Genomic DNA, 13,208 nt, shown 5'->3' on the forward strand with positions numbered 1-13,208 from the left:
TGCTTTTCGAGGGCACGCGCCCACGCAGTGCCCTGCCCGGAATAGTTGACCGGGCCGATCAGCACTCGTTCCCGTGCATCGCCGGGCGGGCGCGGGGCATCTGGGATCTCCTCGGGGACCGCGGGACGCGCAAGCGGCGACAAACGCCGCCAGAGGAACCGCGGGGGTGATCGACTCCGAAGTCGATGAGGCGGTTGACCGGAGCCGGGAAGCGGTGCCGTTCCTTCAGCAATCGCCCCAGATTCACTTCGTGCCCTTCTCGATCAACGACGTCTCGGGTTCCCCGGCGCCCGACCCGCCACTCGTTGCGGAGGTCTGCACCGCCCGCCTGGCGTCGCGGCGATCCTTCCACCCGCGAATCAACTTTTCACAGGGCCGCTCGACGTACGTGTGCACGGCCCATGAGAGCAGCAGCGCGATAGCGAATATGCCCGCCATCCAGAGCAGGTTGCGCCACGAAGCGGCCTGCCCGCCGAAAAGGCGCAACGCAAGGTAGATGACCGTTGCGTGCACCAGGTAGAAGACGAACGACCACTCGCCGAGCTTGACTTGCCAGCGCTGCTCGAACATCGAGCGCTTCCCCCGCAGGGTATGGCTCGCAATGGCGACAATGGCGATGCCGACCGCGAGCGTGAAGAACTCGTTGTTGAACGGCAGCAGCGGTGCCAGCGACGGCCGCGAGGTGGCGAAGACGATCCCGAACAGCACTGCGGCGAGCGCCCCGATGCCGACGAGCGAGTGCAGCCTCGGCACCCAGCCGGAACGCATGGCCCAGGCGAGCCCCATGCCGAGGAGGAACTCGGGCACACGGGTGATGGGCATCGGCACGGCCGCGAGCCATGATGTCGGCCAGAGCACCACGCCGAGCCGATAGCCGAAAGCCCAGACGAGCGCGAAGGCGGCAACGCCGAGCGCGCCGCGTCGCGACAGCGGCGTGAGCAGCCGCGAGATCCAGGGGTGCAGTGCATAGAACAGCGCTTCGACCGTCAAGGTCCACGCGGCGGGGTTCCCTGAGAACAGAACGTTCGGGGCCGCCCACCATCCCTGCAGCACCACGACCGAGAGCAGCAGAATGCCAAGATCGAACGGCTTCAGGAAGCTGCCAGCGGGAATCGTGCTCAGCGTGTAAAAGACCGGTACCGCGAGCAGCAAGCCGACCATGTGCGACGGCCAGATTCGGGCAAAGCGACGGGTGTAGAAGGTCGACTTCGAGACGCCGGGGCGCATCGACCAGGTGAGCACGAATCCCGAGAGCACGAAGAAGAAGGTCACCCCGAAGAAGCCCTGGTTGATGAGAGCTCGCAGGTGCGACGACGGCAGCGGCGCGAAGATGCGCATGTGGTAGACGAACACCGCGAACGCCGCCCACCAACGCAGCCCGGTCAGGGCGTCAAGCCGAATGGTCCGCTGCGCGAGTACGACATTGCCCGGTGTCATCGGACGTCGATCTGGCTTCGGCACTGCATCTCACCCATGGTACTCGACGCGGTGAGGAGCCGACCGGTGCGGAGGACGAGCCGCCGCTGCCTTCGCTTAGCCGCGCATGACCCGGCGGAGCGCGACCGTCGCGAGGTGCAGGCGGAGCGGAGCCTGCGAATGCAGGACCAGCCACCAGCGGTTCGGGATGACGGCGCCAAGGCTCCGCAGCCGCGATCGCTCGGCGAGCAAGGGGTCAGTTCGGCGGCGATTGCGTCGCCGGCCAGAATCTTGGAGAACAACCGCCCCTCGGCACGCGCGAGCAACCCGACGGCCCTCGGCTCGCAGTCCCGCAATCGAGCAGCGGCCGCAGCCAGCTCCGCGGTGGTCCCGGAATTCCAGCGGTCCTCGACGCGGCTCGCCACGGCGTCGAAGAGCGTCGAACGGATGAACTTCGTCACCACCGAGACACGATCGGAGCGGCGCCGCATCCAGACGGCCGCAGGATCGAGCAGGTCGTCGAGCACGCGCAATTCATCGGTTACCGCCCGCGCGGCGAAGGTCACCCGGTCCGACTGGTCCTCATGCCCCAGGTAGCCCGGCCCGGCCGCGGGGAACACCACGCGCGAGCCGGCCGTGAACCACATGGTCGCAGAGAACGGCTGGTCCTCACCCGTTTGCAGGCCTTCGGGGAAACGGAGTCCGGCGAAGCGCGCGCGCCCGATCAGGCCGAGCGGTGCTGCACGGTACACCAGCCGGTCACGCACCGGGTCCAGCGGCAGGCCGCGCCGCACTCGGCTCGGCCTCGCCGGAGGGTGCGCCTGCTCACCGCCCGTCGAGATTCGGATCGGGGCGATCACGGCATCGGCCGGCTCACCTCCGGGCAAGCGGGCTGCGGTCAGCCAGGCGTCGATGGCGCCCGGCTCGAACGCATCGTCGGAACCGAGCAGCGAGGCGTAGGGTGCCGTTGCGAGCTCGAGCCCGTGGTTCATCGGGCCGGCCGGACTGGGGATTCCATCGCGGTACTCGACCACCCGCAACCGCTCGTCGGCGAGATGATCGCCGAGGCGCCGGCGGATCGGCTCCGCGTCAGTGTTGTGCACGACGACGGTGACACGCACCGGCGCCCGAGTACCGTCGAGCACTGATGCCACCGCGCGTTCGACCGGCCGCGTCGGCTGGTGCACCGCGATCACCACATCGACGGCGACGGATGGTGCGCTGGTCACTGGTCCGCCTTGTTCACCAACGCAGCGATCGCATCCCGCCAGGCTTGCTCCTGACGCTCAGCACTCGCCTCCTCCGCGTGAGCGTGCGCATTCCGCTTCCATTCGGCCACCTGCTCCGGATCGATCCGGTCCAGTGTCCGAACCACGTCATCGACGCCGAAGCCCTCGGCCACCGCACCGACCTTGTACTGCCGCACCAGCTTCGCCATGTCAGCCGTCGGGCCGATGACGATGCCGAGCCGCGCCTGCACGTAATCGAAGAACTTGTTCGGCAGTGCGAGCGCATTGTTCGTGTTGGTCGGCGGCAGCACATGAATACCCACGTCGTAGCCGTTCAGCACGCCCACCAGCTCGGCCTGCGGCACGGGTGGGTGCAGCCTGATCCGTTCACCCAGCTCCTCGGCGAGCTTTGCGAGGCCATCGGCGTAGGGGGTGCCCTGCTGCGTCAAGTAGAGGTCGAGCGTTGCGTCGAGGTCGGTGCGTGCCACCGCCTCCATCATCACTTCGATCCGCCGGTTCGCCTGCGCTCCCCCGAATGCACGATCCGCAGCGGGCGCGACACCGGGCCCGGCTCCAGCTGCTGCATCGGGGCCGCGTTTCGAACCACCTCGCTGTCGAAACCGAATTCGGCCCGGTACCGCTCCGCAATGGTGTCCGAGACGGTGGTGACCGACGCCGCCCGGGTCGCATGTGCCCGCAACTGCCACTGCAGGTAGGGCCGACGCAGGCGGTTCCAGGCCGGCACCTGGTCGTAGAGCCCTGGGAAGTACTCGTGCAGTTCAGCGTGCGTGCGCTCGTCACCGACGATCCGCAGCACGACGCCGAGCGTGTCGAGGTCATTGGCGATGGCCGCGTCGAAACTGCGTCCGCGCAACGCGCGACGGGTACGGCGCACCCACGGGTGCAACCAGTAGGTCAGGCGATACCAACGCAGACGCAGCAGGATCGCCTCCAGGTACCGGACGAACCGGCTCTCGGAGGAATCGAGCCGGATATGCGGGATGTCGTCACGCAACTGCTCACCGAAACCGCAGCTCAGCACTCGATAGTGCTCGGCGAACAAGAGCAGCTGCTTCTTCACCCTGGCGTCGTTCGCGATGTCCGAGAACGACACGATCAGAAGTGTCGGGCGCGGATCAGTCATGTCGTCCTCCTTCTGCGCGCGCAGGAGTCTCAGGAGCAGGGAACTGCTGTGCGCTCGCACGGGTTCGGCGCGCGAACATCATGAACGTCTCGGGGGCGAACAGGCGCAACGGGTTCCTCGGGATGAGCTTCCACCGATAATTCGTCCGCTCAGCAGCACCGAGCGCCGTCACGAGCCGGCCGAGATCCGGCCCGCCGAGCGCGCGGAACACCCGCGTCTCGCTCACGGGGAAGAAGCCGAGCACGCCCGGGGCAAAGGACACGATGCGCTCCATCATCGCGCCGGCGGCGCGCATCAGCTGGTCGTCGAGCATTCCCGAAGTCTGAGACGCACGCAGCCAATAGAGCACGTGATGACGAGCCAGCTTCACTCCGATCGCCTGCCTGCGCCTGCGCGGCAGCTCGCGCAGCACGGGCAGTTCGAGCGCTTCAAGAATCGGAGCAGCGATCTCGTCTGGCGCGAACCTCTGCCCCGTGACGCGGTCGCCGCCGGTCTCATGTCCGTAGTACCCGACCGGACACCGCGAATACCGAATCCGCCCAGTGCAGTTCCACAGGTACAGGCCAAGCGCAATATCTTCGCCGGTGCGGAATCCCGCACGGAACCCCGGCGAACGCTGGTCGAGCAGCACCGTCCGCTGTACCAGCACGCCGACCGGCGCCGCTCGCAGGTTCAGGAGATCGAGGACTGGGTCGAGGTCCTCACACCGACCGGGACGAGGGGCCGGTGCCAGGATCCTACCGCCCAGTTCGGTCACGAGCTGGCCGATCAGCACCGACGGCCGATCGCGCAGCTCGTCCAGCCAGGCAGCGAGCGCACCGGGCGAAAGCTCATCGTCGGAGCCGAGGAAGCCGACGTACTCGGATGCGGACCGCCGCACCCCCTCGTTCAGGGGGCCGGCCGGCGAGGGGATCCCGTCGCGCAGCTCGAAGAGCCGAACCCGAGGATCGGTCGCGAGCTCCCCGAGCCGAACCGCGATCTCCTCCTCGGCGATGTTGTGGCACACCACTACGGCGCCGACGCCCTCGATGCCTTCGCCGATGACGCTGCGCACCGCGCGCTCGATGGGCCGTGACGCGCTGTGCACGGGAATGACGATGTCGAGCGTGGGCCGTTCCGACGGTGTCATTCGTGCACCAGCCCGGCGAGCGTAGCCTGCAGCCTGAAGTCGGGGACCTGCGCGACGACCTCGTCGAAGGTGCCGCTGCCGAGAATACGTCCGCGGTCGAGGTAGCAGACCTGATCGTACTCCTTGATCGTGGCCAGACGATGCGCCACCGTGATGAAGGTGACGTGCCCCTGCAGCTCGCGCATCGACTCGGTTACTCGATTCTCGGTAGCGGTGTCGAGCGCGCTCGTGGCCTCGTCCATCACCATGACGAGCGGGTCGGAGTAGAGCGCGCGAGCGATGCCGAGACGCTGTTGCTGCCCGCCCGAGATCGCCTGGCCCCGCTCGCCGATGGGTTCGAGCAGTCCGTCGCCACGCTGTGCGAGATCACCGAGGTGCGCACGTTCGAGGGCGTCCGTCACGCGATCTAGTTCGTAGTCGTCTTCCCAGCTCAGTGCGACATTCTGGGCAATGGACGCATCGAACAGCGCAACGCGCTGCGGCACGTAGCCCACGCGACTCCGCCACTGCGCCATGATCTCGCCGAGCGGCAGGCCGTCGATGGTCATCTCACCGCCGCTCGGCTCGCTCAGCCCGAGCAGGATATCGATCAGCGTCGATTTGCCGGCTCCGGAGGGGCCGACGACCGCAAGGCTGCTCCCGAAGGGGACCGTGAGCGAGAGACCGTGCAGCACGTCGTGCTCGGAACCCGGATAGCGGAACGAAACATCACGCAGTTCGAGGAGGCTCGGGTGCTCGGGCAGCGTCCCACGGTCTCGCGCCGCGACCAGCTCCCGTTGCGCCGCCGCGGCGGAGCGGGCCGCCCGCAGCTCACGAATCACATCACGCGCCGAGATCTCGTTCGCGGAGGCCGAAAGCAGGGCGCCCTGCACGGCGTTCATCGCGGGGATCATGCGGAAGCCGGTCGCGGCGAACATGGTGACTGAGGCGACCGCGGCGGCGGCCCCTCCAATCAGGAAGGAGGCACCGCCGATCAGCAGGAAACCGCCGATCAGCGCAGCTTCAAAAGCGTACTTCGGCACAACGCCGAGGAACGAGAGGTTCGCGCGTGCCCGGGTAGCCCGGCTGCGGCTCTTCGACACCACACGCGCGACCTCATCGAGCTTGCCGCGCAGCGTGACCTCCTTCAGCGCGTCCATCATCTCGGTCATGATCGTCGCAACGCGGAAGCTGAACTCTCGATTGTGCGTGCCGGCCAGCTTCGCCCGGCGCGAGATCACGAGCAGCATGATGAGTGAGATCGCAGAGAGATACACGAACGCGATCAGGGCAGTCAACGGCTGACTGAACACCAGCACCGAAAGCACCGCGACGAAGGTCACCGCGTTCCCCGGAATCTGCGAGAGCGGCAGGATGAAACCGAGATTGGTATTCGCCATGGCCGTGTCGGCGAGACGCGTCACTTCCGCGGTGCTGAGCTGAGAACGGGTTTCCCAGCTGGCGCGCATGAAACCGCGGAACAGCTCGTCACCGACCTCCAGCTCGTAGCGAGCGAAACGCCGCGTCGCGAACCAGTGCAGCAGGACCGCGAACACGCCTTTCAGTATGAACAGTGCGCACACGAGCACGGCCATCCACGGAATCGCATCGCTCGAGACCTCGCCGATCACCGGAAGCTTGATGGGACCCCCGAGACAAGTGGAGTCACGAGGAGCATGATCAGCACGAGCGCGACGGTGTCGAGGATCGCAAGCAGTGCGGTCCCGATCGCGTACCAGGTATAGAACGGCTTGGCTCCGCGCGGCAGCACGTCAAACAGCTCGCGCATGGTCGTCCAGAGACTTCTCATCGCGTTCCTCTCATCGTTCGCGGCACTCGCGCCGCGCTCATTTCGTGCCATCCAACCAGTTCGCGAGCACGGCGCCGCTCTTCGCACCGTCGTGCCAGGCTGCAACGTAGTCGGCGCCCGACCGGGCGATCCGCCGCGCTCGCACTGGATCTGAGGCGATCCCGCTCAGCACCTCGGCCAGGATGTCGGGAGTCGCCTCGACGATAGGCAGTTCGAAACCGGTGCGCCGAACGATCTCGTTCCGCACTTCCTCGGAGACGTGCGAAACCACAATACGGCCGGCCGCCAGCGCCTCACACGCGGCAACCCCATAAGAGCCGATCCGGAACTGGTCGAGCACCACATCGGCATCGCGGTACACCGTCACCATCTCCGCATGCGGGATCCCGCTCACCCGGTGGTAGTCGATCAAGCCGCCATCATGCAATCGTTGCAGAGTCCCATCGATCAGCTCGGACCCCTTGTAGCCGGCGTGAGAGGGAGCATGCACGACCCGCAGCGGACCGCCGTGATCCAGTACCTCGGTGTCCGTGCGCCAGAGGTTCGGGTCGATCACCACCGGCAGCCACTCCGCGCTCTCGATCTCGGAGAGCAGATCAGGCGTCGAGACGAGCACGGGCAAGCCGCTCGCGGCGATCGCCTCGCGGCTGCGTCGGGTCGAAGCGCGCAATTGCTCCGTCAGTGCCGGGTCGAGAGCGAAGTGCGAAAGCGGTTCCTTCGACATGTGGGCGTCAGGATCGCGCAGATCGCTTCCGTGGAACGCAAGCCCGAGGCGCACCCCGCGTTCACCGAGTACGGCCAGCTGGCGAACCGTGTCACCCTGGAACAGATTTCCGAGCACCGGCTGAGCAGACTCGCACAGGATCCCTCGATAGCGCTCGAGCGATGCGAGCTGCGCACGCTGCCACCGTCGGGAGTGAGCGGCATCGCCACTGTGCACGGGCAGATCAACCGCAAAACCGTAGTGTTCATTGCCCTGCAAATACTGCATGCTGCTCGCCTGAAGACCAGCACTGCTCCGCTCCAGTGCCCGAGCCCAAGCATCGCCCTGCCCCGCACTGTTCGCCGGGCCGATGAGCACTCGACGCTCGGCGTGATCGCTCGGTGCCACCGGCGAGACCGGAACCCCTGAGCGCCGCAGACGGCGGAGGGCCACCGCACTCCACGCCCGTGAACGCAGCACGTCCACCACGCCTGGGCCGCTCATGCGGGTTCATTCTTCGAGCCGCCGAGCGCGGCGACCGCGCGGAGCGCAACCGCATTCAGACTGACGTTCTGCGCGGCCCACTCGCCGGTCGCCAGGCGAGCATCGTCGCTGAGATCCCGTGCGAATGCGTGACGCAGCGCATCCGTCACATCGGTCAGCTCGTAGTCGCAGTCGGCCCCGAGCGCGGCCTCGTCGCCGTGCACCGCGATGAAATCGCGTACCGGACCCGGGCCGGCGTAGACCACCGGCGTACCGCTCGCCCAGGACGCGAACACCTTCGTCGGGAATGCGAAGCTGTACCCCGCGTCGGGTCGGATCGATGCAAGGCTCGCAACGGCACCGCGCATCCAGGCGGCCGCCTCGGTCGGCGGCACTGTCGGCACGAACTCGACAGCGCCATCGGGCAACTGCGATGCACGCTTCCGCAGCGCCTCCCAGTCGCTCCCCTGTCCGAGGAACACGAGCCGCGCATCAGGCACCTCAGGCAGGACCCGCTCAAGTGCATCGATAAAGATGCCAGCACCCTGCCACTCCGAAGCGGTTCCGGAGTAGATCAGGTAGCGACCGGCTTCCATCTTCGGCCCCTCGGCAGAGAACACCGCCGTGTCGATACCGTTCCCGACCGTATGCACACGGGCCTTCGGGGCGATCTCTCGAATCCGAGCGGTGACCCCGTCGTTCACCGAGAGCACCCCGCGGGCTCCGCTCATGGCGAAGCGCTCCATGCCACGGACGACACCGACGACGAATGCCGGAGCCCCCGTCGATTCGCTGGCGTCAGACCAGATATCAGCTGCGTAGTAGGCATACGGGGTGCGGCGCAGCATCGCGGCCAACCGCACGAAGAAGCCCGTGGTGGGTGGAGGCTCGCTGATGACCAGGTCGCGTTTGGGGCCGAGCAGAATGCGGAAGAACAGCGGCACGTCGAAGCTCAGGTACTGCAGGTACCCGCGCACGTACCCGGTCCGATCACGCAGTACCGGGAAGCGCTTCACGTGAAACGCTCGCCGTCGATCCGACGCCGCGGATTCCACCGCGTCATGTGCGGGACGGACCGTCAGGACCGTCACATCGTTCCCGGCCTCGGCGAATGCGGTCGCCAAAGCAGCGAGCCGGAACGAGGCCGCGCTCGGTTCCGGCTCGAAAATGCGGCTCGCGATGGCGACTCGCATGATCCCCTTACGCGCCGGCGCGCACGACCGCGGAGACCGCGGAGACGATGCGCTCGAGATCACCCTCGGAGAGCGACGGGTGCACGGGCAGCGACAGCACCTCGCGTGCCGCTCGCTCGGTCTCCGGCAGGTCGAGACCCGGTGCGAAGTGGGCGAGCGACGGGAGGCGGTGGTTCGGGATCGGGTAGTAGACCCCGAGCCGACCCCGTGCTCCTCCTTCAGCGCCGTGTGGATGCGATCGCGCTCGGCGGCATCCACCCGGATCGTGTACTGGTGGTAGACATGCACGGCCTTCTCGTGGACCCGGGGCGTCAGCACCCCGGCGAGATCCGCGAGGCCCGCGTTCAGCACGGCGGCGTTCCGCTGGCGCTGCGCGGTCCAGCCGTCGACCTTGGTGAGCTGCACGCGACCGATGGCGGCGTGGATGTCGGTCATGCGCGTGTTGAAGCCGATGACCTCGTTCGCGTACTGGGTCTCCATGCCCTGGTTGCGCAGCAGGCGCATCTGCCGGGCGATCTCCTCGTTCGCGCACGTGACCATGCCGCCCTCGCCCGAGGTCATGTTCTTGGTCGGGTACAGGCTGAACATGGCGAAGTCTCCGAGGGTGCCGACGGGGCGGCCGTCCCAGCTCGCGCCGTGGGCCTGCGCCGCGTCCTCGTAGATGGCGAGACCGTGCTCCTGCGCGATCGCCTCGATCTGGTCGACGAGGAACGGGTGCCCGTAGAGGTGCACCGGCATGATGCCCTTGGTGCGCGGCGTGATCGCGGCGCGGACGGACTCGGGGTCGAGCGTGAAGGAGTCGGGCTCGATGTCGGCGAACACGGGCGTCGCACCGGTGAGCGCGACCGAGTTGCCCGTCGCCGCGAACGTGAAGGAGGGCACGATGACCTCGTCGCCCGCTCCGACGCCGGCGGCGAGCAGGCCGAGGTGCTGACCGCTCGTGCCCGAGTTGACGGCGACGGTCGCGCGGCCCTGCACGAAGTGCTGCGAGAACTCCTGCTCGAAGGTCTTGACCTCGGGCCCCTGGGCGATCATTCCCGAGCGCAGCACGCGGTCGACCGCCGCACGCTCCTCGTCTCCGATGATGGGCTTCGCAGCGGGGATGAACTCGGATGCCATGCGGTGTTGCCTCGTCTTTCAGTACTGATTACCGGGCGCAATGCAGCTTTCAGAGTACCGCACACGTCTTAGACCCCCGGCAGCCCGGCGTTCAGGAAGCGGGGCTCGGCGTCGGCGATTGCACCGCAGCCGGCGTCCGCGTCGTCGCCTGCAGCGTCACCGTCACTCCGGTCTTCGCCGTCCAGGTCATGGTGCCGTGCTCGAAGCGCTGCGTCGCCGAGCCGTTCGAACGGACCTCGGGGCCGATCGGCAGACCGAGCGCGCTCGAGGGACCCCAGTTCGCCTGATAGGTCGCCCGGATCGCACCGTTGATGAGCGCGGCGCCCGTCGGAGCCGACCAATACGCCGTCCCGTTCTGGAACTCCTGACGCGACACCCCACCAGCACGCACCTCAGGACCGACCGGCAGCCCCAGATACCCCGACGGACCACCCTCGCTGTTGTACAACGAACGAATCGCACCATTGATCACCGACGGACCCGTCGCAGCCGACCAATACGCCGTCCCGTTCTGGAACTCCTGACGCGACACCCCACCAGCACGCACCTCAGGACCGACCGGCAGCCCCAGATACCCCGACGGACCACCCTCGCTGTTGTACAACGAACGAATCGCACCATTGATCACCGACGGACCCGTCGCAGCCGACCAATACGCCGTCCCGTTCTGGAACTCCTGACGCGACACCCCACCAGCACGCACCTCAGGACCGACCGGCAGCCCCAGATACCCCGACGGACCACCCTCGCTGTTGTACAACGAACGAATCGCACCATTGATCACCGACGGACCCGTCGCAGCCGACCAATACGCCGTCCCGTTCTGGAACTCCTGACGCGACACCCCACCAGCACGCACCTCGTCCCCGATGGGGAATCCGAGGTAGCCCGAGGGCCCGCCCTCGCTGCCGTACAGCGAGCGGATCGCGCCATTGATGAACGCGGTCCCGTCCTTCGCGGTCCAATAGCCGGTACCGCGCTCGAACTCCTGGCGGGACCCTCCGGCGATCAGCGACTCGATCCCCGTGGGGAACCCGAGATAGCTCCCCGGGCCGCCGGCGTTCAGGTATCCGCTCAGGAACCCGCCGACCACGGCGCTCGTCCCGGTCTTCTGCGACCAGTACAGGCGACCGCCGGCGAAACGCTGCTCGATCCCGGTCGATACCGCGGTCGCGGCGGCCACCGGGGCGCCATACTTGCCCTGAGCGCCGCCGTTGGCGTTGTAGAAGGCCAGCAGGCGCTGGTCGACGTCGATGCCCTTCGTGCTGCCGAACCAGGTCGTGTAGAAGTTGTAGAAGTTGCGGTTGCCGTAGGACGAGCAGGCATCGCCCGTTCCCCAGCCCGCGTTGAGCGCGGCCTGGTTCGGCCGGTACGGCGTGTAGATGTACAGCGCGGCCGTCGCCCAGTTCTGGATGTACACCTGCGAGGTGCCGCACCCGGCGTTCGGGTGCCACTGGATCGCGTTGCTCGCGAACGGACGGTAGTTGTAGTCGTTCGGGAACGCCCGGTACACCTTCAGCTGCCATGCCGCGCGGTAGACCTGCTGGTAGAAACCGGTCTGGGTCGGGTCGCAGTTCGCCGAGTTGTTCGGCCCCGAGTCCGGGCAGGCGTATCCCATGGCCACGTTGAACTGGCGCACGGTGGGCCAGTCGTCCTGCACCAGGCTCTGCTCCTTCTCGAGCATCACGAGCAGCACCTTCTGGCTGATCCCACAGGCCCTGCCGACCTTGGCGATGATCGCGGCGGCGGACTCGTTCGCGGCACCGGCGTACGCCGAGCAGTAGGCGTTGGCGGCCCGGCTCGTGGTGTTCATCGTGTAATTGCGCAGGCAGGCACCGGCCACGGTCGAGCCGTAGATGGGCGTGCCGGGGGTGCGCCCCGGGTCTCCGATGGTGCACCGCGGAACCTTCCCGTTCAGGAAGGTCTGCACCTGGGCCGCGCTCATGGCGTTGCCGTCGTAGAACAGGCCGTCGGAGATGATGTTCCCGGCCTCGAATCCGACGACCGGGGCCGCCTGCGCCGCCGGCCCGCCGACCAGGGAGCCGACGAGGAGCGCCGCGGCGCTCGTGAGCGTGATCAGGAGGCCTCGAACGCTCCGCGGTCGTTCCGACGCCATGACGTTTGCTCCTCGCACCTGGCCCGGATCCAACATTCGACCCGAGCTTGAAAGTTCGGGTCAACGGTAGCTGCTGCGTCACCCCCTGACAAGCCGAGAGCCCGTCAGCGCCGAGAGTTCGCGTCGGTCCCGCTGCAGGAGGACGCGCCTACGGCACAGGCCGGGTCTGTCAGAATGTTGTGCATGACTGACCCCGCGAGCGAGACCGCCGCTCCTGGCAACCCCGACACCTGGGTCGTGATCCCCCTCTACAACGAGGCGACGGTGATCGGCGATGTCGTCCGGGACCTGCTGCCGAGCTTCGGCAAGGTCGTCTGCGTCGACGACGGCTCGACCGACGGCTCGGGCGGCGTTGCGGCGGAAGCGGGTGCGCGCATCGTCACGCATCCCATCAACCTCGGCCAGGGCGCGGCGCTCCAGACGGGCTTCGAGTACGCGCTCGAGCGCGGGGCCCGCTACGTGGTGACCTTCGACGCCGACGGGCAGCACCGGGTGGTCGACGCGGTCGCGATGCTCGACCGCTCGCGCACCGACGACCTCGCGATCGTCTTCGGCTCCCGCTTCCTGGACGATCGGACCAAGCCCGGCTTCCTGAAGAAGGTCGTGCTGAAGACGGCCGTCGCGGTCACGAACTGGACGACTCGCACCCGTCTCACCGACGCCCACAACGGGCTGCGCGTGATCCGCGAGGATGCGCTGCGCAGGATCCACCTGCGGCAGGATCGCATGGCGCACGGGACCGAGATCGTCGTGCAGCTCGGCAGGACCGGCCTCCCCTACGCGGAACAGCCCGTCGAGGTCATCTACAGCGAGTACTCCAAGGCCAAGGGGCAGTCCCTGCTCAATTCGGTCAACATCCTCATCGACCTCATCATCCGATAGGCAAG

Annotated in this window: 11 protein-coding genes and 1 pseudogene; 1 reads left to right on the forward strand and 11 read right to left on the reverse strand. The window is 67.4% G+C overall.

Annotated features, from left to right (window positions below):
* Positions 1–243: 243 nt before the first annotated feature.
* The 11 genes and pseudogenes from AB3K78_RS12795 to AB3K78_RS12845 form a co-directional block, all read right to left on the reverse strand.
* A complete protein-coding gene (locus AB3K78_RS12795; protein ID WP_416443814.1) occupies positions 244–1,461 on the reverse strand; it encodes an acyltransferase family protein in 1,218 nt (405 codons plus the stop codon).
* On the reverse strand, positions 1,434–2,645 hold the full coding sequence (locus tag AB3K78_RS12800; protein ID WP_416443816.1) for a glycosyltransferase family 2 protein: 1,212 nt from the start codon (positions 2,643–2,645) through the stop codon (positions 1,434–1,436). Before AB3K78_RS12800 ends, AB3K78_RS12795 begins: the two co-directional genes overlap by 28 nt.
* Entirely contained in the window at positions 2,642–3,133 is a 492-nt protein-coding gene (locus tag AB3K78_RS12805; protein ID WP_416443818.1) for a hypothetical protein, read from the reverse strand. Before AB3K78_RS12805 ends, AB3K78_RS12800 begins: the two co-directional genes overlap by 4 nt.
* Positions 3,134–3,144: 11 nt before the next feature.
* Positions 3,145–3,789, reverse strand: a complete 645-nt coding sequence (locus AB3K78_RS12810; RefSeq protein WP_416443820.1) for a glycosyltransferase — start codon at positions 3,787–3,789, stop codon at positions 3,145–3,147.
* Positions 3,782–4,918, reverse strand: coding sequence for a glycosyltransferase family 2 protein (locus AB3K78_RS12815; protein WP_416443822.1), 1,137 nt, complete (start codon positions 4,916–4,918; stop codon positions 3,782–3,784). The genes AB3K78_RS12810 and AB3K78_RS12815 overlap by 8 nt, the downstream gene beginning before the upstream one ends.
* The gene (locus AB3K78_RS12820) at positions 4,915–6,528 is read right to left on the reverse strand and encodes an ABC transporter ATP-binding protein (protein ID WP_416443824.1); all 1,614 of its coding nucleotides are present in this window, start codon (positions 6,526–6,528) and stop codon (positions 4,915–4,917) included. Before AB3K78_RS12820 ends, AB3K78_RS12815 begins: the two co-directional genes overlap by 4 nt.
* Positions 6,525–6,707 carry a hypothetical protein gene (locus tag AB3K78_RS12825; protein WP_416443826.1) on the reverse strand — a complete coding sequence of 61 codons (183 nt, stop codon included), beginning with the start codon at positions 6,705–6,707 and terminating at the stop codon, positions 6,525–6,527. Before AB3K78_RS12825 ends, AB3K78_RS12820 begins: the two co-directional genes overlap by 4 nt.
* Before the next feature lie 37 nt (positions 6,708–6,744).
* Positions 6,745–7,914, reverse strand: a complete 1,170-nt coding sequence (locus AB3K78_RS12830; protein WP_416443828.1) for a hypothetical protein — start codon at positions 7,912–7,914, stop codon at positions 6,745–6,747.
* Positions 7,911–9,086 (reverse strand): glycosyltransferase family 4 protein, encoded by a 1,176-nt coding sequence (locus AB3K78_RS12835; protein WP_416443830.1) that lies wholly within the window; start codon positions 9,084–9,086, stop codon positions 7,911–7,913. Before AB3K78_RS12835 ends, AB3K78_RS12830 begins: the two co-directional genes overlap by 4 nt.
* Before the next feature lie 7 nt (positions 9,087–9,093).
* Positions 9,094–10,205, reverse strand: a pseudogene (locus AB3K78_RS12840) (DegT/DnrJ/EryC1/StrS family aminotransferase).
* Positions 10,206–10,296: 91 nt separating this feature from the next.
* Positions 10,297–12,321: an LGFP repeat-containing protein gene (locus AB3K78_RS12845; RefSeq protein WP_416443832.1), complete on the reverse strand. Its 2,025-nt coding sequence runs from the start codon at positions 12,319–12,321 to the stop codon at positions 10,297–10,299.
* Positions 12,322–12,504: 183 nt separating this feature from the next.
* Between AB3K78_RS12845 and AB3K78_RS12850 the strand changes: the two genes are divergently transcribed.
* Positions 12,505–13,203, forward strand: a complete 699-nt coding sequence (locus AB3K78_RS12850; protein WP_416443834.1) for a glycosyltransferase family 2 protein — start codon at positions 12,505–12,507, stop codon at positions 13,201–13,203.
* Positions 13,204–13,208 lie beyond the last annotated feature (5 nt).

Origin of the sequence: Leucobacter sp. HNU (assembly GCF_047946755.1) — a bacterium.
GTDB lineage: Bacteria > Actinomycetota > Actinomycetes > Actinomycetales > Microbacteriaceae > Leucobacter.

Excerpts from the sequence above, each read along its gene's own strand:
- AB3K78_RS12810 (WP_416443820.1), bottom strand. The coding sequence starts at position 3,789 with ATGACTGATCCGCGCCCGACACTTCTGATCGTGTCGTTCTCGGACATC.
- AB3K78_RS12815 (WP_416443822.1), bottom strand. The coding sequence starts at position 4,918 with ATGACACCGTCGGAACGGCCCACGCTCGACATCGTCATTCCCGTGCAC.
- AB3K78_RS12825 (WP_416443826.1), bottom strand. The coding sequence starts at position 6,707 with ATGAGAAGTCTCTGGACGACCATGCGCGAGCTGTTTGACGTGCTGCCG.
- AB3K78_RS12830 (WP_416443828.1), bottom strand. The coding sequence starts at position 7,914 with ATGAGCGGCCCAGGCGTGGTGGACGTGCTGCGTTCACGGGCGTGGAGT.
- AB3K78_RS12835 (WP_416443830.1), bottom strand. The coding sequence starts at position 9,086 with ATGCGAGTCGCCATCGCGAGCCGCATTTTCGAGCCGGAACCGAGCGCG.
- AB3K78_RS12845 (WP_416443832.1), bottom strand. The coding sequence starts at position 12,321 with ATGGCGTCGGAACGACCGCGGAGCGTTCGAGGCCTCCTGATCACGCTC.
- AB3K78_RS12850 (WP_416443834.1), top strand. The coding sequence starts at position 12,505 with ATGACTGACCCCGCGAGCGAGACCGCCGCTCCTGGCAACCCCGACACC.